Annotated in this window: 23 protein-coding genes; 11 read left to right on the top strand and 12 right to left on the bottom strand. The window is 69.9% G+C overall.

The window, feature by feature from the left end:
• Window positions 1-77: 77 nt before the first annotated feature.
• The gene (locus WBA97_RS01695; RefSeq protein WP_424228838.1) at window positions 78-947 is read right to left on the bottom strand and encodes an oxidoreductase; all 870 of its coding nucleotides are present in this window, start codon (window positions 945-947) and stop codon (window positions 78-80) included.
• Between the two features lie 96 nt (window positions 948-1,043).
• Between WBA97_RS01695 and WBA97_RS01690 the strand changes: the two genes are divergently transcribed.
• Window positions 1,044-1,685 carry a DNA-binding response regulator gene (locus WBA97_RS01690; RefSeq protein WP_424228837.1) on the top strand — a complete coding sequence of 214 codons (642 nt, stop codon included), beginning with the start codon at window positions 1,044-1,046 and terminating at the stop codon, window positions 1,683-1,685.
• A gap of 163 nt (window positions 1,686-1,848) precedes the next feature.
• On the opposite strand, the gene WBA97_RS01685 is transcribed toward WBA97_RS01690, so the two are convergent.
• From WBA97_RS01685 to WBA97_RS01665, 5 genes are all read right to left on the bottom strand, one after another.
• Window positions 1,849-2,610, bottom strand: coding sequence for a phosphoglyceromutase (locus tag WBA97_RS01685; RefSeq protein ID WP_424228836.1), 762 nt, complete (start codon window positions 2,608-2,610; stop codon window positions 1,849-1,851).
• A gap of 398 nt (window positions 2,611-3,008) precedes the next feature.
• Window positions 3,009-3,485, bottom strand: a complete 477-nt coding sequence (locus tag WBA97_RS01680; protein ID WP_424228884.1) for a YbjN domain-containing protein — start codon at window positions 3,483-3,485, stop codon at window positions 3,009-3,011.
• A 29-nt stretch (window positions 3,486-3,514) separates the two neighbouring features.
• The gene (mshA, locus tag WBA97_RS01675; protein WP_424228835.1) at window positions 3,515-4,837 is read right to left on the bottom strand and encodes a D-inositol-3-phosphate glycosyltransferase; all 1,323 of its coding nucleotides are present in this window, start codon (window positions 4,835-4,837) and stop codon (window positions 3,515-3,517) included.
• A gap of 10 nt (window positions 4,838-4,847) precedes the next feature.
• On the bottom strand, window positions 4,848-5,666 hold the full coding sequence (locus tag WBA97_RS01670; protein ID WP_424228834.1) for an alpha/beta fold hydrolase: 819 nt from the start codon (window positions 5,664-5,666) through the stop codon (window positions 4,848-4,850).
• Window positions 5,667-6,836: a L,D-transpeptidase gene (locus WBA97_RS01665; protein WP_424228833.1), complete on the bottom strand. Its 1,170-nt coding sequence runs from the start codon at window positions 6,834-6,836 to the stop codon at window positions 5,667-5,669. It lies immediately after the preceding gene.
• Between the two features lie 138 nt (window positions 6,837-6,974).
• On the opposite strand from WBA97_RS01665, the gene WBA97_RS01660 reads away from it, so the two are divergent.
• A complete protein-coding gene (locus tag WBA97_RS01660) occupies window positions 6,975-7,709 on the top strand; it encodes an SDR family NAD(P)-dependent oxidoreductase (RefSeq protein ID WP_424228832.1) in 735 nt (244 codons plus the stop codon).
• Here the strand turns inward: WBA97_RS01660 and WBA97_RS01655 are convergent.
• Window positions 7,706-8,773, bottom strand: coding sequence for a UDP-N-acetylmuramate dehydrogenase (locus WBA97_RS01655; RefSeq protein WP_424228831.1), 1,068 nt, complete (start codon window positions 8,771-8,773; stop codon window positions 7,706-7,708). The genes WBA97_RS01660 and WBA97_RS01655 overlap by 4 nt on opposite strands.
• A gap of 25 nt (window positions 8,774-8,798) precedes the next feature.
• On the opposite strand from WBA97_RS01655, the gene WBA97_RS01650 reads away from it, so the two are divergent.
• A complete protein-coding gene (locus WBA97_RS01650; RefSeq protein WP_424228830.1) occupies window positions 8,799-9,287 on the top strand; it encodes a DUF2505 domain-containing protein in 489 nt (162 codons plus the stop codon).
• Complete coding sequence (locus WBA97_RS01645) at window positions 9,269-10,063, top strand: class I SAM-dependent methyltransferase (RefSeq protein ID WP_424228829.1); 795 nt, start codon at window positions 9,269-9,271, stop codon at window positions 10,061-10,063. The genes WBA97_RS01650 and WBA97_RS01645 overlap by 19 nt, the downstream gene beginning before the upstream one ends.
• A 132-nt stretch (window positions 10,064-10,195) precedes the next feature.
• Here WBA97_RS01645 and WBA97_RS01640 read toward each other — a convergent pair whose 3' ends face one another.
• Entirely contained in the window at window positions 10,196-11,044 is an 849-nt protein-coding gene (locus WBA97_RS01640) for an ADP-ribosylglycohydrolase family protein (protein WP_424228828.1), read from the bottom strand.
• A gap of 1,027 nt (window positions 11,045-12,071) precedes the next feature.
• Between WBA97_RS01640 and WBA97_RS01635 the strand changes: the two genes are divergently transcribed.
• From WBA97_RS01635 to WBA97_RS01605, 7 genes are all read left to right on the top strand, one after another.
• Window positions 12,072-12,908: a DUF5753 domain-containing protein gene (locus tag WBA97_RS01635; protein WP_424228827.1), complete on the top strand. Its 837-nt coding sequence runs from the start codon at window positions 12,072-12,074 to the stop codon at window positions 12,906-12,908.
• Window positions 12,898-13,119 (top strand): DUF397 domain-containing protein, encoded by a 222-nt coding sequence (locus tag WBA97_RS01630; protein WP_424228826.1) that lies wholly within the window; start codon window positions 12,898-12,900, stop codon window positions 13,117-13,119. The genes WBA97_RS01635 and WBA97_RS01630 overlap by 11 nt, the downstream gene beginning before the upstream one ends.
• 104 nt (window positions 13,120-13,223) lie before the next feature.
• A complete protein-coding gene (locus WBA97_RS01625) occupies window positions 13,224-13,556 on the top strand; it encodes a MerR family transcriptional regulator (protein ID WP_424228825.1) in 333 nt (110 codons plus the stop codon).
• On the top strand, window positions 13,465-13,989 hold the full coding sequence (locus WBA97_RS01620; RefSeq protein WP_424228824.1) for a TipAS antibiotic-recognition domain-containing protein: 525 nt from the start codon (window positions 13,465-13,467) through the stop codon (window positions 13,987-13,989). The genes WBA97_RS01625 and WBA97_RS01620 overlap by 92 nt, the downstream gene beginning before the upstream one ends.
• Before the next feature lie 38 nt (window positions 13,990-14,027).
• A complete protein-coding gene (locus WBA97_RS01615) occupies window positions 14,028-14,744 on the top strand; it encodes a maleylpyruvate isomerase N-terminal domain-containing protein (RefSeq protein ID WP_424228823.1) in 717 nt (238 codons plus the stop codon).
• Window positions 14,745-14,754: 10 nt separating this feature from the next.
• Window positions 14,755-15,606 (top strand): formyltetrahydrofolate deformylase, encoded by an 852-nt coding sequence (gene purU / locus WBA97_RS01610; RefSeq protein WP_424228822.1) that lies wholly within the window; start codon window positions 14,755-14,757, stop codon window positions 15,604-15,606.
• A complete protein-coding gene (locus WBA97_RS01605; RefSeq protein WP_424228821.1) occupies window positions 15,606-16,553 on the top strand; it encodes an isopenicillin N synthase family dioxygenase in 948 nt (315 codons plus the stop codon). Before purU ends, WBA97_RS01605 begins: the two co-directional genes overlap by 1 nt.
• Before the next feature lie 84 nt (window positions 16,554-16,637).
• Here the strand turns inward: WBA97_RS01605 and WBA97_RS01600 are convergent, their stop codons facing one another.
• The 4 genes from WBA97_RS01600 to WBA97_RS01585 form a co-directional block, all read right to left on the bottom strand.
• Complete coding sequence (locus tag WBA97_RS01600; protein ID WP_424228820.1) at window positions 16,638-17,489, bottom strand: SCO6745 family protein; 852 nt, start codon at window positions 17,487-17,489, stop codon at window positions 16,638-16,640.
• Between the two features lie 72 nt (window positions 17,490-17,561).
• Window positions 17,562-18,107, bottom strand: coding sequence for a YbaK/EbsC family protein (locus WBA97_RS01595; protein ID WP_424228819.1), 546 nt, complete (start codon window positions 18,105-18,107; stop codon window positions 17,562-17,564).
• A complete protein-coding gene (locus tag WBA97_RS01590) occupies window positions 18,101-18,394 on the bottom strand; it encodes a DUF2516 family protein (RefSeq protein ID WP_424228818.1) in 294 nt (97 codons plus the stop codon). Before WBA97_RS01590 ends, WBA97_RS01595 begins: the two co-directional genes overlap by 7 nt.
• A 118-nt stretch (window positions 18,395-18,512) precedes the next feature.
• On the bottom strand, window positions 18,513-19,205 hold the full coding sequence (locus WBA97_RS01585; protein ID WP_424228883.1) for a hypothetical protein: 693 nt from the start codon (window positions 19,203-19,205) through the stop codon (window positions 18,513-18,515).
• Window positions 19,206-19,220 lie beyond the last annotated feature (15 nt).

Genomic DNA, 19,220 nt, shown 5'->3' with positions numbered 1-19,220 from the left:
CGGACCAGTCCGCCACGGGCTTAGGTGATTGTCCTGACACCCAAATCGCCGTTGTTCGCCCGAGCGAAAGCCGGAGTTCACCCGATCGTGTCCAAGCGGGACAGCTCCTCCTCGCTCAGGCGCAACCCGGCGGCGGCCACGTTCTCCTCGAGGTGCGCCGGGTTGCCGGTGCCGGGAATGGCAAGCACGTTCGGCCCCTTGTGGAGGGTCCAGGCGAGCCGGACCTGCGCCTCGCTGACGCCACGGGCCGTGGCGACCTCGCTGACCACGGCCTGCTCCGTGCCGCTGGCGATGGCGAAGAACGGCACGAACGCGACGCCGTGCTCCGCGCAGAGGTCGACCAGCGCGTCGTCCTCACGGCGCACGGTCAGTCCGTACTGGTTTTGGACGCACACCACCGAAGCGATTCCCAGCGCCTCTTTCAGGTGGTCAGCGGTGACGTTGGAGATACCGAGGTGACGAATGAGACCTTCCCGCTGAAGCTCGGCGAGTGCGGTGAACGGCTCGGCGAGTGAGCCCTCACCACGATCGAGGGCCTGCCCGATGCGGAGGTTGACCACGTCGAGGTGGTCGAGGCCGAGCTGGCGGATGTTCTCCTCGACCTGCCCGCGCAGCGCCTTCATCGTGCTCACGTGGTGCCAGTCGCCCGCCGGGTCCCGTCCGGGGCCGACCTTCGTGGTGATGACCAGGTCCTCCGGGTAGGGCGCGAGCGCGGAGTTGATCAGTTCGTTGGCGGAGCGGACCGGGGAGAAGTAGAACGCGGCGGTGTCGATGTGGTTGACGCCCAGCTCGAGGGCCCTGCGGAGGACGGTCATCGCCTGGTCGCGGTCGCTGGGCGTGCCGTCGGCGTGCTGCATGAGGCGCATGGCCCCGAAGCCCATGCGGTTGACGGTGCGGTCACCCAGCCGCCACGTACCCGCGGCGGTGGCGTCGATCGAAGTGGTCATGGCGCCAGCTTGTCCGCGCCGTGTTTTCGCTGCCGGCATTGGCAACTTCTTGCCTGATTCGGCCGCCCGGGTTGCGGTTTCGGGGACACTGGTGGCATGAGCTCCGACCAGGTGACGGTTGTCCGCGGCGAGGAGGAACTGTTCGCCCGCACGGCCCACCTCTTCGCGACGGCGAGCGAGATCACGTGCGCGGCGCGGGACCTGAACACGTGGGCGGCGACCAGACCGGCACCGGACACGCCGGTACAGGAGAAGAGGCCACGGCTGCGAAAGCTGTACCAGCCGGCCGCGCTGCTGAACCCGTCGACCGCGCAACACCTGCGCACGGTTGCCAGAACCAACGGCGCGACCGTCCGCATCACACAGGACGACGTCAACGAGACGATCATCATCGACCGCCGCTTCGCGATCCTCGCGGGCGACCTCGCCGACGGGCGACGCAGCTACGGCGTGGTCACCGAGCCGGCCGTGGTCCAGAACGTGTCGTCACTGTTCGACGCGGCCTGGCGCTCGGCAACGGACCTCGCCGCATACGACGCCCAGCACGCGGAACTGACCACCTTCGCCCCCCGCGTACTGGAACTACTGGCGACCGGCTGCAAGGACGAGACCGCGGCACGCACCCTGGGCCTCGGCGTCCGCACCTACCGCCGCCGCGTGGCCGAACTGATGACCGCCCTTGGCGCCGAATCCCGCTTCCAAGCAGGCATCCGAGCCCACGAACTTGGCCTGATCTAAGCCCTGAGAACGCCAAGCCCCACCACACCGGTCCCGGGGCTGCCTGCCATCCCGGAGTCCTGTCCTCCGGCGAGGAGCCCCCGGAGGACAGGACCCGCGTGCCAGTTCGACTCGCAGGTCGTGCGAGTCGAACTCGCGGGTCGTGCGGGTTGGACTCGCGGGGTTAGCGGCCTTGGTTGGCTACCGCTTTCGCGGCGGCTTCCGCGGCCGTCGGGTCGAGGTACTGGCCGCCTGGTTTGAGGGGTTCCAGCTGGTCGTTCAGGTCGTAGCGCAGGGGGATGCCCGTCGGGATGTTCAGCGACGCGATCGCGTCGTCCGAGATGCGGTCCAGGTACTTGACCAGGGCGCGGAGCGAGTTGCCGTGGGCGGCGAGGAGCACCGTCTTACCCGCGCGCAGGTCGGGGACGATCTCGTCCTCCCAGTACGGGAGCACGCGCGCGACCACGTCCTTCAGGCATTCCGTGATCGGCGCGTCGATGCCCGCGTAGCGCACGTCGCCGTCCTGGCCGTACTCGGCGCCCGGCTCGATCGGCGGGGGCGGGGTGTCGTAGGACCGGCGCCAGAGCATGAACTGCTCCTCGCCGAACTCCGCGAGGGTCTGCTTCTTGTTCTTGCCCTGCAGCGCGCCGTAGTGCCGCTCGTTCAGGCGCCAGTCGCGCTTCACCGGGATCCAGTGGCGGCCCGCCGCGTCGAGTGCGATGTTCGCGGTCGAGATGGCGCGGCGCAGCAACGACGTGTGCACCACGTCCGGCAGCAGGCCCGCGTCACGTAGCAGCTCGCCGCCGCGCTCGGCCTCGGCCTTGCCCTTCTCCGACAGCGCCACGTCCACCCAGCCGGTGAACAGGTTCTCCGCGTTCCAGAGGCTCTCGCCGTGACGGAGCATGATCAGCGTTCCGACCGAGGGGTCGTGCATCGATCCAGACATGTCGAGCAGACTGCCAGAGAATTCGGAGCTACACGGTCCGGGCCACCCATTCGGGTCAACCTGAGTGCTCCAAACAACCCTGTGTCGAGATTACAACTAAGGGTCGTCACCAAATTGTTACCTACGGAGTGCAATTACCCCGTCGCGGCCCGGTTCGTGGCCTTGTGTAACCGCCCGACTTCTGACAGGTTGACACCGCCCTTGCGGATCAGCTCCCACGCACTCCCTGATCCGTTGGGGCAGCAGTACGGCTCGACTCCCCTGCCGAGCCGTACCCCGCCCGGATTCCCATGGGTGCCCCCCGCTCAGGGCTCCGACGCGGCGGGAACCTAACGCGGGGCGGCTCGGGATCGCGACTCCCCCCTCGCCCGAGCCGCTCCGCGAACCTGCATACAAAATCAAACCTCGGGGGTCGAGGGCGTCAGCATGTGCTCGAACGCCTTGAGGTTCGCGAGCGACTCGCCGCGAGACACCCGCCACTCGTACTCCCGCCGGATCGACGACGCGAAGCCGATCTCCAGCAGCGTGTTGAAGTCGCCGTCCGCCGTCTCGAGCACCTGTCCGAGCAGCCGGTCCAGCTCGTCCGGCGTCACCGACTCGTGCGAGACGCGCCCCACCAGGTAGATGTCGCCGAGCTGGTCGATCGTGTACGCGACCCCGTAGAGCTTCGCGTTGCGCCGCAGCATGAACCGGTACACGTCCTCGAACGCCTCGTCCGGCCGCCTGCACACGAAGGCCTCCAGCACCAGCGCGTGCGGGTTCACCCGCAGCCACACGTTGGTCTGCAGCTTCTTCGTGCCGGGCAGCGTGACGAAGTACCGCCCGGCCGCGGGGCTCTGGTACGTCAGCTCCCGCTCGGCGAGCGTCGCCTCGATGACGTCGCTGACCTCGGTGTTCAGCCCACTCACACCGCCACCCCCGTCTCGAACAACGCGCGCCGGAACGCGGTCGCGGCGTCGGCGTACCCGGACACCAGCGCGTCGGTCGTACGGTCCCACGAGAACCGGTTGGCATGCTCGACGGCCCCGAGCGACAGCCGCGCCCGCACGTCCGGCCGCAACGCGGCATGTGACAGCGCCGACGCCCAGGTGCCAGGGTGGTGCCCGGTCACGAGCAGCCCCGACCTGCCGTTCGCCACCGCGACCGGCAGCCCGCCGACGGCCGCCGCGACGACGGGCGTGCCGCAGGCCTGCGCCTCCAGCGCGACCAGGCCGAACGACTCGTTGTGACTGGGCACGGCGACCACGTCCGCGGCCTGGTACACGTCACGCAGCGCGGCGCCCCCGCGTGGCGGCAGGAACCGCACCACGTCGGCGATGCCCAGCGTCGCGGCCAGCTCCTGCAGCGCGGTCGGTGCTTCGAGCCCGGACCCCGACGGCCCGCCGACGACCACCACGACCAGGCGGTCCCGTGCCACCGTGCCCCTCGCGAGCAGCTCGGCGGCCGCACGCAGCAGCACGTCGGGGGCCTTCAGCGGCTGGATGCGGCCGACGAACGCGAGCACCGTGTCGCCCGGCGCGACGCCGAGCGCCTCCCGTGCCGCGGCCCGGGAGCCCGGCCGGAACATGTCCAGGTCGACGCCCGGCGCGACCGTGCGCACCGTGCCCGGCGCCGCGCCGTACAGGTCGATGAGCTGCGCGGCCTCGACGTCGGTGTTCGCGATCAGCTGGTCGGCCTCGTCCACCACCTGCTGCTCGCCGAACTCGCGGGTGCGTGGCTCCGGGGTGTCACCGTCGGCGAGCGCGGCGTTCTTGACCTTCGCGAGCGTGTGCGCGGAGTGCACGAGCGGCACGCCCCACCGGTCCCGCACGAGGTAGCCGACCTGGCCGGACAGCCAGTAGTGCGAGTGCACGAGGTCGTAGTAGCCGGGCTCGTGCCGGGCCTCCGCCCGCAGGACACCCGCGGTGAACGCGCACAGCTGGGCAGGCAGCTCGTCCTTGCCGAGACCTTCGTACGGACCCGCCGTGACGTGCCTGACCAGCACACCCGGCGCCAGCTCGGCGACCGGCGGCAGGTCGGACGAGGTGGCACGCGTGAACACCTCGACCGCGATGCCTCGGCGGGCCATCCGGGTCGCGGTCTGGGTGATGTAGACGTTCATCCCACCCGCGTCGCCGGTGCCCGGCTGTTCCAGCGGCGAGGTGTGCAGTGACAGCACCGCCACTCTGCGTGGTAACTGCCGCATGCGCAGCACCGACCCCACGGAATCCTCATCGACCGTCAACATCCACTCCCGACTAGTGGTTGGCGACCGGCCCCGCGAACTCGAGCAGGGCCGCGTTGAACTCCGCACGGCGTTCCACGAACGGCATGTGTCCCACCTCTTCGAACCAACGCACGATGGAGGTGGAAATCTTCCCCGCCGCGTATTCGGCACTCGCCGGGGTGACGACCGTGTCGGCCGTCCCGTGCGCCACCAGCACCGGGACGTCGATCGCCGCGAGCACCTCCGCGCTGCCGATGTCCCGCCTGAACAGCGCTTTCCGCACCGAAGGCGGCACGCGGAGCATGTCGCCGACGTACCGCTGGATGTCGGGTCCGGACAGCGGCTCCTCGGTCATCCGCCTGGCGAGCGTGGTCAGCGCCGGGATCGCCTCGTCGGGGTCCTCGGACAGCGCGGGCCGCATGATCCCGTCCCACGCCGAGCCGACCCCGCCACCCGGCCGGTCCCGGCCCATCTCGGTGAGCCCGCCGACGAGCACCACGCCCCCGACCCCGTCCGTGCCGCGTTCCCGCAGGTAGTCGGTGACGACGAGGCCGCCGTAGGACCATCCGACGAGCACCGGGGGACGGCCGCAGTACGCCAGCACGGCGGCGAGGTCCGCCGCCCACACCGCAGGCTGGTCGTAACCGTCCTGCGGAGTGTCGGAGGCGCCGTGGCCGCGCAGGTCGACGGCGACCAGCCGGTGCCCGGCGAGCGCGGGGTCACCCAGCTGGCCGGACCACACCGCACTGGACGCGGCCCAGCCGTGGACGAAGACGATCGGCGGCCCCTGCGGATCACCGGCGGTGCGTAAGGCAAGGCGCGTGCTGCCCGCGCCGGTGACGCGCGCCATTCAGTTCAGCGCCGACATCGACTGCCACTGGCCCCACGGGATCAGCCAGTCGAACACGTCGGAGGTGGTCGGGTAGTTGGCCCTGGAGCCGGTGACCTCGACCGGGTCACCGATCAGCGCGCTGTCGAAGTACGCCTTCGCGTCGGCCTCCAGCAGGTTGACGCAGCCGTGCGAGCTGTTCTTCTTGCCGATGTTGGCGGCGTTGTCGTTGTTCTCGTGGATGAACTCGCCGTGGTTGGAGATGCGGACGGCCCACTTCTTCATCACGTTCGTGTACCCGTAGCGCGGGTTGGAGAAGTCGCCGACCGGGTCCTTCGCCATGACGATGACCGTGCCGTTGGGCGTGTTCAGGTTCGGGTCGTTGTCGTCGCCGTTGCTCGACGGGTAGGCCGCGAACAACTGACCGTCGCGGTAGACGTTCATCACGTGGTCCGGCGTGTTGATCTTCACGACCTGGTTGCGGCCGATGCTGAACTGCGTCGACAGGTCGGACTTGCCGTACGCGCCGCCGCCGTAGGCCAGGCCGTAGAGCTTCGCGTTCACCGTGACCTGCGTGTTCGCGGGCCAGTACTCCTTCGGCCGCCAGTCGACCTGGTTGTCGCTGATCCACGCCCACGAGCCCTCGACGGGCTGGGAGGTCTCCACGACCAGCGCCTTCTCGACGGCGGCCTTGTCCTCGGGGCCGCCCTCGGGGAACTTGACGCTGACCGGCATGCCGACGCCGACCGTCGCGCCGTCGCCGGGGTTGATCGTGGCGCGCGGGGTCGCGGCGGGGGCGAGGGTGTTGAAGGCGCCGGTCTTCTCGGTCACCCTGCCCTCGGAGTTCTTCGCCTTGACCGTGTACGTGTAGGCCTTGCCGTAGCCGAGGACCTCGGCGCTGGTCCAGCTCTTCTTGTCCTCGGCGAGCTGCCCGGTGAGGGGCGCGCCCTCGGGATTGGCGACAGCCGCCTCGGTCAGCTCACCGTCGGCCACGGTGATCTTCACCGGGGTGGTCGGCGGGACGTCGACCGCGCCGATCTCCGGCGCGAACACGAGCTTGGCAGCGGGCGCCTTCTTCTCGAACGGCCCGCTGCTCTTCCCGTCGTCACCTTCCGACGTGCACGACGCGAGCAAAGTGAGGGCGGCGACCAGGGTCGCGACCGTACCGATTACCCGCCGTCCGGATCTCACCGTTCAAACCTCCGCCTGGCTCGAGTCCCTCTTTGTATTGACGCCCCAGCACCGTCACGGTGCGCGGATGCGAGTGTGACACTCGTCACCCGACACCCTCTCACCGGCTGGGTTACCCGCGTGTGCAGGATCGGCAACATGAACAACCTCGGCACAGCGATTGTTACCGGCGCCAGTTCCGGCATCGGCGCCGCCACCGCCCGACACCTGGCCGATGCCGGATTTCGGGTGGTTTTGGGCGCCCGCAGGCTCGATCGGCTGACCGAATTGGCCGATTCCGTGGGTGGTGTGGCGCTGCCGCTGGATGTGACGGATCCCTCGTCAGTTCACTCGTTCGTGGCCGACGCTGGCCCGTGCCGGGTGCTGGTGAACAACGCGGGCGGCGCCCGTGGCCTCGCGCGGGTCGCGGACGCGGACGAGGACCACTGGCGCTGGATGTGGGAGACGAACGTCCTCGGCACGCTGCGGATGACCAAGGCGCTGCTGCCCGCGCTGGTCGAGTCCGGCGACGGGCACGTCGTGACGATCACGTCGATCGCGGCGACGGAGGTGTACGACAACGGCGCCGGCTACACCAGCGCCAAGCACGCGCAGTCGGCGCTGCACCGGACGCTGCGCGGTGAGCTGCTCGGGCAGCCGGTGCGGTTCACCGAGGTGCTCCCGGGGATGGTGGAGACCGAGTTCTCCCTGGTCCGCTTCGACGGGGACACCGACCGCGCGTCGTCCGTGTACGACGGCATCGAGCCGCTGACCGCCGACGACGTTGCGGAGGTGGTCGCGTTCGCGGTGACCCGGCCCGCACACGTGAACCTGGACCAGATCGTCATGAAGCCCCGCGCACAGGCCTCGGCTTCACGAGCGTTCCGGGCCTAGAGCGCGCAGCCCACCAGCACCGGTTCCGGATGGAGGGCCACGCCGAACCTCGCGTCGACGCCGTCGCGGATCTCCTTGGCCAGGGCCAGCACGTCGGTGGTCTTCGCGGCGCCCCGGTTGGTCAGGGCGAGGGTGTGCTTGGTCGACAGGGTGACCGGGTTCGCCGCGTCGGGGTAGCCCTTCGCGAAGCCAGCGCGTTCGATCAGCCAGGCGGCCGACAGCTTCGACGTGCCGACACCCGCCGGGTACCTCGGCACCGGGGTGTCCGCGCCGACCACCGACGTGATGCGGGACAGGACACCGGTCAGCTCGCTGTCCGCGACCACCGGGTTGGTGAAGAACGAGCCGACGCTCCACGTGTCGTGGTCGTCGACGTCGAGGACCATGCCCTTGCCGCGCCGCAGTTCCAGCACCGCCGCGCGGGCGTCGGCCGCCGGGACCTGCCGCCCCTGCCGGACGCCGAGGAGCCGCGCCAGTTCGGTGTACCGGATCGGCGCGGACATGCCGCCGTCCGCCAGTTCGAAGCGGACGCGCAGCACCACCGCGCGTTCGGTGTTCTTCAGCATGCTCGTGCGGTAGCCGAGGCCCAGCTCCGCCGAGGACAGGGTGCGAACCTCGCCGGACGCGCGGTCGAGCAGGTCTACCGAGATCAGCAGCTGCGAGATCTCCACGCCGTACGCGCCAACGTTCTGCACGGGGGTGGCACCGACCGAGCCCGGGATGCCGGACAGGCACTCGAGACCGCCGAGTCCCGCCTCGACGGTGCGGCACACGACCGTGTCCCAGTCCTCGCCTGCCTCGACGGTCAGCGCGACGCGGCCGTCGCCGAGGGAGTCGATCTTGCTGCCGGTGTTGGCGACGCGGACGACCGTCCCGTCGAACCCGTCGTCGGAGATCACCAGGTTGGAGCCGCCGCCAAGGACGAGCAGGCGGTCCTGCGCCGCCCGTACGGCGGCGACCACGTCCTCCGCCGACTCGGCCGACACGAACCGGGTTGCGGGGCCGCCGACGCGCAGCGTCGTGTAGCCGGACAGCGGCACGGCGGCGAGGGGGAGGCTCGTCATGGGCGCCAACGGTAACCTCCCGGTCATGCCCAGCCGCTTCGAGCACCGCGCCACCTTCGCCGCGAAGGCCGACGACGTCTTCTCGACCCTGGTGGACAAGGCCTTCCTCACCGCGCGCCTGCGTGACATCGGCGGCAAGTCCGCCGCGCTGCTCGACCACCGGCTCGATGGCGACACCGCCGCCTTCCGCCTCCGCCAGGGCGTGGACGCGAGCAAGCTACCCAGCGCCGTGCGGTCGATCCTGAACGGCGACCTCGTGGTGGAGCGCGAGGAGCGCTGGCGAGGGCACGAGTCGGCGGGCAAGGCGACCATCAACGGCGTGCCTGCCAACATCACCTCGCGCGGGAGGCTGACCGAACGTGGCGGCGGCAGCACGGAGCTGCTGGTCAGCGCCGAGGTGAAGGTCAGCATCCCGCTGATCGGCGGGAAGATCGAGAAGGTGGTCGCCGAGCAGGTCACGAAGCTGCTCGCCGCCGAGGCGGAGTATGCCGAGAAGTGGCTGGCCGAGCACTGAGGCCACTCGGCACCCCCACCCGCGGCACCACCAACCCCAACCGGCTGCGGCGCTCCGACCGCTGGGCCGCTTCGACACCACGAGTACGCGACGCACTCCTCGGGGCGGCCGACCCGCTGGTCGTCGACCTCGGCTACGGCGCGACCCCGGTCACGACCGTCGAGCTGGCGCGCCGTCTCGGCGGAGTCCGCGCGGATGTCCGGGTGCTCGGGCTGGAGATCGACCCCGAGCGGGTCACGGCCGCCGCACCCGCCGCCGACCCGCCGCGGCTGGAGTTCCGGCGGGGCGGGTTCGAGCTGGCCGGCACGCGGCCCGCGCTGGTGCGGGCGTTCAACGTGCTGCGCCAGTACGACGAGGCCGAGGTCGCGGCGGCCTGGACCGCGATGCGGAAGCGGCTGGCACCCGGCGGCCTGATCATCGAGGGCACGTGCGACGAGCTTGGCCGCCGCTGCTGCTGGGTCACCCTCGACGCCGACGGGCCCCGCACGCTCACGCTGGCCTGCCTGCCGAGCGACCTCGATCAGCCCTCCGACCTGGCGGAACGACTGCCGAAGGCGCTGATCCACCGCAACGTGCCCGGCGAGCGGGTGCACGCGTTGTTCGCCGCGCTCGACCACTGCTGGGCCCGCGCGGCCCCGTTCGCGATCTTCGGCCCCCGCGCCCGCTGGACGGAGGCGGTGGCGCTGCTCGCACGCGAATGGCCTGTTCAGGACCGGCGCAAACGGTGGCGCCTCGGCGAAGTGACGCTGGACTGGGCCGCCGTCAGACCCAGCTAGTGTCCCGAACCGGAAATCTGGCACCCGATTCGGCGGCCCAGCTTCCTTCTGGCGGCGTTGCCGATCCACCCAAGTACAACCCGGTACGAGAGAGGATCGGCGCCTTGCCGGCAGAAACCTGGATCCACCGACTCACGCACCGCATTTCCAGTTCGGGACACTGGGCAGGGGCTCCACCGACTCACGCCACAGCTGGGGGATGCCCGCCTCGCCGACGCGGGCCGCGATGATCCCGCCGACGATCGCGCACAGCGTGTCGACGTCCTCGGCCAGCGCGGCGACCTCCCAGACGGCCTCCTCGTAGTCGGCCGGGTGCCGGGCCACGACCCACAACGCGAGCGGCACGGTGTCGGGTGCACTCACCCGGCCCCCGGTGCCCAGCTGCGCGGCGGCGTCCTCCGGTGTCCCGGCCAGCGTCGCCGCTTTCTCGATACCGGACCGCACCTCGCCGGGCGGAGTGTGCCGCAGCACTTCGGCGAACAGGTTCTCCGGCGCCACCGCGGCGGCGACCGCGACGGCCACGGCGCCCGCGACGCCCTCCGGGTGCGTGTGCGTCACGGCGGCGGCGACCGCGGCCTCCGCCGCCGCGCGTGCCGGGTCACCGGCGAACCACGCCCCGAGCGGCGCGATCCGCATCGCAGCGCCGTTGCCCCACGAACCCGTGCCGCCGAACGCCGACGCGGCCAGGGTGCGCAGGTCCTCGCCCCGGGCCACCATGCGCATCATCGCGTCGATCCCGGCGCCGTAGCCGCGGTCGACGTCGTAGCGCGCGACGAAGCTCGCCGCCAGCGCGTCCGGCTCGACGCGGCCGTGCGTGGAGAGCACGTCGTACACCGAGCACGCCATCTCCGTGTCGTCGGTCCACCGCCACGGCGCGGCCGGCAGCCGCCGGTGGATCGCGTTGTCCCGCAGGTGGAGGCCATCGCCGAGAGCGTCTCCGACGGCGGTGCCCACCAGGCTCGCGTAAGCGTGTTCGCGCACGCCGTGCTTCTACCACACGACGAGTTCGGGCTAACCCCTTCAGCAAAGACTGCATTCTGTACCCGCGTCGCGGCCTTAGCGTTACCGTCGCTTCCAACATGTCGGCCCACAGGTGCTTCTCCTCGGTGGTGAAATCTTGGGGTCCTTGTTCACGACGTGTCCATGCCGACCGTGGGCGGAGTGGGCTCCGTTCACGGTGGACAGAGAAGAACCCACCCCCAGCGGTTGAAGCCGCGGCTAGCCCCGGCTTGATCTAGCTACCGGCTGAAGCGCGACTAACCCCGCTGGGGGTGGGTCCTACCGGCCCGGTCCAACTGGGGTCTGTTCGGAACCCGGGCCTTCCGAACACGCGCCTCATCGGGGGGTTAGGTGCGCGTCCGGGGCATCGTCAGGTTCTCCCAGCTCGGGCAGCTAGGGGAGGGGACACCTTAGACAAAGGCCGAACTACGAGGGGCTTCGGAAGATCCGTGGGCACCAAGCATGCGCGAGACGGGGTCTGGATGCGTGTAGGTGCATCTGGGTGCCCTGGCGGATCCATGATGAGGATCATTCGGAGTGCCCACAGCCAAGAACTCTCGAACTCGAACACCACTGCGTCAGGCCGGAACGGGTCCGGAACCTTGGCCGGACATCTGTAGGCACACCCGAGCCCGTTGGAGCGGAGGAGCACCGTGTCAAGGACGTCAGCCCAGCGGTATTGCCCTGCAACCAGATGCGGGGCGTTCTGGGGTCCCCACGTGAACAGGGTCCACTTGCGCGCCCGCAACTCGTTCATCATGTCGTCGAGTCCGAGCTGGGCTACCACCACTGCGCACCTCCTCTTTGTCCTCAGGTTTCAGGCCGACGGGGTGCGGAGCGGCGGTAAGAATGATCAACCGTCGTACCGACGACTCATGTGGAAGACACACCCCGTCGACATCTGCAACAGTAACTTACAATTGTAGGTTGTAGTTGTTGAACATGGTGGATTACATCAAACGGAGTAGGACAGTGCACGTTGCGTGACCCGGACGGCAGAATGCCGCGCATGACAGACCCTGATCTCGGCTCGGCAGTACAGAGAGTCATCCTCGGCGCGGAGCTGCTCGCAGCCAGGACGTCGGCCGGGTTGCTCACCACCGCGGCTACCGCTGCGCTTGGTTGGCACGCGGGCAAGCTCACTCGCGTCGAGCAAGGCGCTGTGCCAGTGCGTGACGCCGACCTTGATCAGTGCTTCAGGATCTATCAGATCCCGGAGTCAGAACAGCAGCGGTTGCGCGACCTGGCGGCTCTGGGTCGCGCCAAGCTCCCGCCGTCACGCGTGCAGGAGTGGGCAGCTCGCTACGTGCACCTGATCTCGGGCGCTGCCTCGCTGAAGCTGTTCTCGGAGTCCTCGTGGCCTGGCAGCGTTCAGACCGTCGACTACGCACGGGCGCAGTTGGGCAAGTCCGCGACTGTGACGCTGGTCGATGTGGACAGGATGGCTGAGGAGCGCTGGGAGCGGGTTGAGCGTCTAAAGTCGACTGGCCGCCCGCATCTCTGGCTGATCGTTGGTGAAGGCGCACTTCAGAAGGAGGTCGGCGGACCGAAGACGCTCCGTGGCCAGCTCGAACTGATCCGTGACCTCCACAATCTGCCCAATGTCGACATTCAGGTGATCCCTAACGACGCGGGCACGCACGCCTCGGACAACATCTCGTTCTCGGTCATCAACGTGATCGAGGGCCTGCCCGGCATCGTCTACGTGGGGCATCTGTCAGGTGCTGACTACCTTGGCGGGGAGCACGTCCGCACCTACAACGCGGTGTTCGACAACCTCCGCGCCACCGCGCTGAGCCCGGAGCGGACAATCGACCTGATCAACCGTCGTATCGATGAGCTGTGAGGAGGTGCACTCCGTGCGCCCTCTGGAGCCTGATATCGCTGAGTGGCGCAAGTCGTCGTTCAGTCAGGATGGTGGGGAGTGTGTCGAGCTGACCTGGCAGGGTGGTCAGGCGTTCGCTCGGGACTCGAAGAACCCCGCTGGACCTGTGGTCCCGGTCGACTTGCTGGGACTGGCTAGGTTCGTTGCCAAGGCTGGGCGTAGCGACTGCTGAGCCGTGCGGGAAAGCCCCTGGTTGGCTCGCTGACCAGGGGTTTTCTACGTTGTGGGCGCTCGACCGTAGGCGGCAAACGGTTCGTCGAGGTCTTGGTGGTCGGTATGGCGTGGTCGATCGCGCAGGTCGCGAAGATGTCCAAGGTGACGTCCCGCACCCTGCGGCACTACGACGAGATCGGGTTGCTGCCGCCTGCATGGGTCGGCGGCAACGGCTACCGCTACTACGAGCAGGAACAGCTGCTGCGGCTGCAGCAGATCCTCGTGATGCGGGAGCTGGGCGTCGGGCTGGACGCGATCAAGGAGATCGTCCAGCAGGGCCGGGACCGGGTCGAGGTGCTCGAGGATGCACCGTCGTTGGCTGCGGGCGGAGCGGGACCGCTTCGCGCGGCTGGCGCGCACCGTCACCCGCACGATCGAGGAACTGGAGGAGGGTGACAACGTGACACAGGGACGATCGATGGACCACTGGTTCGAGGGCTTCGACGCCGCCAAGCAGGAGGAGTTGCAGGAGGAGGCGCGGCAGCGGTGGGGCGCCGAGCAGGTGGACGCCGCGGGCGCACGCGTCAGGGACAAGTCCAAGGAATGGTGGCAGTCACAGGGCAAGCAGTGGGCCGAGCAGCTCGACGCGCTCCTCGCCCTGATCGACGCTGGGCACGAGCCGGGCGACACCGAGGTGCTGGACGTGCTCGACGGCCACTACCGCTGGCTGTCCTCCGGGCACTGGACGCCGGACCGCGAGTCCTACACCGGTCTCGGCGACCTGTACGCCGACGACCCGAGGTTCCGAGGGAACTTCGACAGGACGGACCCGCGCCTGGCGGAGTTCCTGCGCACGGCCATGGCGGCCTACGCACAGGCCCGCTTGTAGATCCCCCGACCGCGCCGCCTGCCACTAGGGTATTTCCCGTGGAGTTTCACTATTTCCTCGAACAGACACGGCAGCAGGCAACGGCGTTGCGTGCTGCGGCGGTGACCGCCGGGCCGGACGCCGGGGTGCCCACGTGTCCCGGGTGGACGGTGCACCGGCTGGTGCGGCACATCGCCCGCGTGCAAGCCCAGGTCGTGCTGGCATTGGACGCCGAAGCGTCGGGTGACGCGCCGAGGACCGAGCGCCCGCCCGAGGACTGGGACGAGCTGCTCGCCTTCTGGGACGAGCGGCTGGACACGATGCTCACCGAGCTGGCGGAGCGCGGGCCGGGCGCACCAGCGTGGGCGTTCGCCGGCAACTCGGGCACCGGGTTCTGGGCGCGGCGGCAGGCCCACGAGACCGCGATCCACCGGCTCGACGCCGAACACGCCGCCCACGGCAACGAGGTGCCACACCTCGTGTTCGACCCGGAGTTCGCCGCCGACGGCGTCGACGAGGTGCTCACGATCATGGTCGCCCGCTTCCCCACCGACGTCGCGGGCACCGTGCTCGTGCACGCCGCCGACGCGGGCCGCGCGTGGCTGGTCACGCTCTCCGAGGACGCCACGCCGGAGATCGGCAAGCCAACGGAGCTCGACACGACCGCGTCCCTGGTCGGTACCGCGGACGCGGTCTACCGTGCGTTGTGGAAGCGGCCGAGCACCGCGGTGGTCAGCGGGGACCCGGCGTTCGTCGCCGCACTGCGTACTCCATGAGAGGACGGCCATGGCCCGCCGATACGTGATCACCTTCGGCTGCCAGGACCAGATCGGCATCGTCGCGACGATCGCGTCCTTCCTCGCCGAGGCGGGCGGCACGATCGTCGAGGCCGCCTACCACACCGACCCGGACACCGGCTGGTTCTTCACCCGCCAGGAGGTCGCCGCCGACTCGCTGCCGTTCGAGGCGGCCGAGCTGCGCGACCGGTTCGGGGCGGCCGTCGCGGCGCTGGGCGGGGAGTGGCACATCCTCGACACGGGCAGGCGGCGCCGGGTGGTGATCCTCGTGTCGCGGGAGGGGCACTGCCTGTACGACATCCTGGGCCGGGTCGCCGCGAGGGAACTGGACGTGGAGGTGTCGGCGGTGATCGGCAACCACGCCGACCTCGCCACGATCACCGAGGCGCACGGCATCCCGTTCCACCACGTGTCATTCCCCAGGGAGGACAAGGAAACCGCGTTCGCGAAGGTGGCGGAGCTGGTCGACGCCGCGGCCCCGCACGCGATCGTGCTGGCGCGCTTCATGCAGATCCTGCCCGCCGACCTGTGTGCGCGGTGGTCGGGCCGGGCACTGAACATCCACCACAGCTTCCTGCCGTCGTTCGTCGGCGCGAAGCCCTACCACCAGGCGCACCGGCGCGGCGTGAAGCTGATCGGCGCGACCTGCCACTACGTGACCGCGGAGCTGGACGCGGGGCCGATCGTCGAACAGGACGTGATCCGCGTCGACCACGGCGACTCGGTGCCGGACATGGTGCGCAAGGGCCGTGACATCGAGAAGGTCGTCCTCTCCCGCGGCCTGCGGTGGCACCTGGAGAACCGGATCCTGGTGCACGGCAACAAGACGGTGGTGCTGTGATGCTGCCCGTGATCGACCTGGCCGGACCGGACGTGCCGGAGAAGATCGAGGCGGCGTGCCGCGAGACGGGGTTCTTCTACGTCGCCGGGCACGGTGTGCCTCAGGTGCTGCAGCACTCGCTCGACGCCGCGGCCCGCGCGTTCTTCTCCTTGCCGGACAACGAGAAGGACCAGATCTCGATGGCTCGCGGCGGGAAGGCGTGGCGGGGCTGGTTCCCGGTGGGCGCCGAGCTGACCTCGGGTGAGCAGGACCGCAAGGAGGGCCTGTACTTCGGCACGGAACTGCCCGCCGAGCACCCGCTCGCACTGCACGGGCCCAATCTCTTCCCGCGCCAGGTACCGGAGATGCGCGCGCTGGTGCTGACCTACCTGGACGAGATGACCCGCGTGGCACAGGAAGTCCTGCGTGGCGTGGCATCGAGTCTCGGCCTCGCGGACGACTACTTCTCCGCCGGCTACACCGCGAACCCGACCACGCTGTTCCGGATCTTCCACTACCCGCCCGCACCGGCTGGCGACCCGGGCTGGGGCGTCGGCGAGCACACGGACTACGGGCTGCTGACGTTGCTGCTGCAGGACGACAACGGCGGCCTGCAGGTCCACACGCCGGACGGGTGGATCGACGCGCCGCCGCTGCCGAACACGTTCGTGTGCAACATCGGCGACATGCTCGAGCGGCTGACCGGCGGCTGGTACCGGTCCACCCCGCACCGGGTGCGGAACACGTCCGGCCGGGACCGGCTGTCGTTCCCGTTCTTCTTCGACCCGGACTTCGGCGCCGAGGTGCCGCCGCTGCCCGACCGCGCCGCGGTCGCCGGGGACGGGCGGCGCCGGTGGGACGGCCAGTCACCGCTCGCGTTCGAAGGCACCTACGGCGACTACCTGACCGCGAAGGTGGCGAAGGTGTTCCCGCAGCTGCGATCCGAACTGGATCGGCAACCTTTCTGACCGTTGCGACGTCTTACTTCCTGGGCCCTTTGAGCAACTCATCCAGGGCGGGGAGTCCACACACGCGGACTCCCCGCCCGTCCATTACCGGCCGAGACCGAGCGTGCTCTGCCTCGGCAGCAGACCGGTCTTCACCGCCGCCATGGTGACGGGCATGACGAGCTGCGCGAGCCGTCCCACCTGTTCCGCGCCGAGCGCCCGGTAGGCGGGCGCGGCCAGTTCGTCGGTCAGCCTCTCGACCTCGTCCCGGCCCGCGTGGCCCGCCTCGGTTGCGGTGCCGTCCTCGGTCAGCCAGCCCCGCTCGACGAGCCGCCGTGTGGCGGCGTCCCACTCGTGGTCCGACCAGCCCCGGCTCGCGAAGACCTCGCGTGAGGCGGCGCCGACCCCCGCGAACGAGACCAGCGACTCGACCGGGTCGAGGCCCGCGGTGAGCAGTGCGGCCACATGACCGTCGCCGCGGACCTCGCGCATGATCGTGGCCGCGTGCCACAGCGCGAGGTGCGGCTCGTCCGGCCACGGCAGGTCGGCGTTCGCCGCGCCGAGTGGCCTGCCGACCGTGCTCACGCCGTCGACCAGGCGGCGGGCCAGGTCGACGGCCTCCCGCAGCTCCAGGTCGGCGGTGATCGCCCCCAGCGCCTCGTCGACCCCGTCGCGGCGGGCGGCGAGAACCTCCTCGGGGGTGGCGGTCTGCCAGACGGCCGGGACGTGCGCACGGACCATGGCCGGGTCGAAGCTGTAGAACACGGCGGCCACCAGCTCCGGGCCGACCGCGCCGAGCGGCGCCGCACGAAGCGGGAAGTAGCTTGGCCAGCGCGTCTCCGTGTCGAAACCAAGCTTCGCGACGCGCGCGAACACCTCGGGCGCGTAGTACAGGATCGCGTGGACGGGCTCCATGAGCCGCCACATCTGCCGGACCAAACCCAGGTCGACACTCATCGGTCACGCTCCAGTCTTGTCATTGACAAGATAGCCACACGGATAGCCGGTGGCAAGATCGCGGAGGCCGGATCAGCGGCCGAGGCCCTCGATGACCTCGGCGTTCGGGAGCATGGCCAGCGTGGCGCCGGTGACCAGGAGCTTGCTGCCGCGGACGCCGCTGCCGATGACCAGCTCGGGCGCGGCCGCGACGGCCGCGTCTACCAGCACGGGCCACTCCGGCGGCAGGCCGAGCGGTGTGATGCCGCCGTACGCCATGCCGGTCAGCTCGACCGCGGTGTCCATGGGCGCGAACGACGCCTTCCGGACGTCGAGTCGCTTGCGCACCACACCGTTCACGTCCGCACGCGTGGTCGCCAGCACCAGGCACGCCGCGAACCGTTCCTCACCGGCCCGCTTGCCAGCGACGACGACGCAGTTCGCGGACGCCGTCAGCGGCGAGCCGTACGCCTCGCAGAACGCGGCCGTGTCGGCGAGTTCCGGGTCGATCGCGGCGACACCGACATCGGCGGGATCGGGCAGCGCGGCGAGCGCCTTCACGACCGGGTCGGCCAGCAGGCCGGGATGCTCGGCGGCGGGCTCGACGGTCAGCGAGCCGGCGACGGTCCATCTCACCATCGGTTCCCGCGTTGCACCTCGATGAGCCGCGGCCGCACGTCGACGATGTAGACGAGCACGGCGACAAGACCGGCGATCCAGAACATCAGTCCGATACTCGCCGCGTCGAAGAGGATCAGCGCCACGGTGCCACCCGCGGTGATGCCGAGCCAGGCCGGTTTCGTCATTCTGTCGATCGCGGCGTAGGCGTCCGGTCGCTGCATCAATGCGTGGATGAACGCGTAGACCCCGACGGGGACCGCGAGCCACTTGATGATCCAGAGGATCCACAACGCTTCTGCCGGCACGCGCCCCAGACTACGTGCGGAGGCACGGGTGTTTCCAGCGGACTACCCATACGCCGCTTTGCGGACACGAAGAACCCCCGGCGCCGCAATGGCTGTCCGGGGGTTCTGACCTGCGTTGTTACTTGGTGGTCTTGGTGGTCTTGGCGGACCCGTTGGTCTTGCGGGTCGTCGACGCGGTGCGCGGCGCGGCCTTGCGGGGAGCGGTCCGGTTGGCGGCCTTGCGGCTCGCGCTGCGGACCTCGTGCGCGACGTCGTCGCCGAGCTCCTCGACGGCCACGGCGGCCTCGTCGGCGGCCTGGGTGACCTTGCGGGCGGTCTTCTCGCCGACCGAGCGGGTCCGGCGGGTCACCTTCGAGAGCACCTCGTCGGCGAGCTCGCGGGCGTCACCGGCCGCGTCGCCGACGCGGTCCTGCAGCGCGGCGATGGCCTCCTCGAGCTGGTCGATCGCCTTGCCGACACGCGGGTCGGACTTCAGCTTCGTCAGCGCGTCCTCGCCTTGACCGGCCAGCTTCTGGTAGAGCTTCTGCGCGGCCTCGGCGTACTCGTCGACGAGCTTGCGCAGCTCGGCAGGGTCGACCTTCTCGCGAAGACCCGCCAGGTCCTTGGGCAGCGTGTCGACGGTCTCCCTGGCCGAGGTGGTGCCCTCGTTGACCCTGGTGCGGGCCTTGTTGACGGCGTCGATCACGGCCTGCGTGGCGAGGTCGCCCGCACCGAGCGCGGCGAGCAGCGGCGTGCGGATGCCGTCAGCGGCGGTGTTGAGCACGGCGACGGCCTGCTCACGGGCCTTGCGTACGTCATCGGTCTTCGGCATCGAAACCATGGGTGT

The organism is Actinophytocola sp. (assembly GCF_049647105.1).
Classification (GTDB): Bacteria; Actinomycetota; Actinomycetes; order Mycobacteriales; family Pseudonocardiaceae; genus Actinophytocola.
Note: the sequence above shows the minus strand (reverse complement) of the source record. Positions and strands in the feature narration are given on the sequence as shown.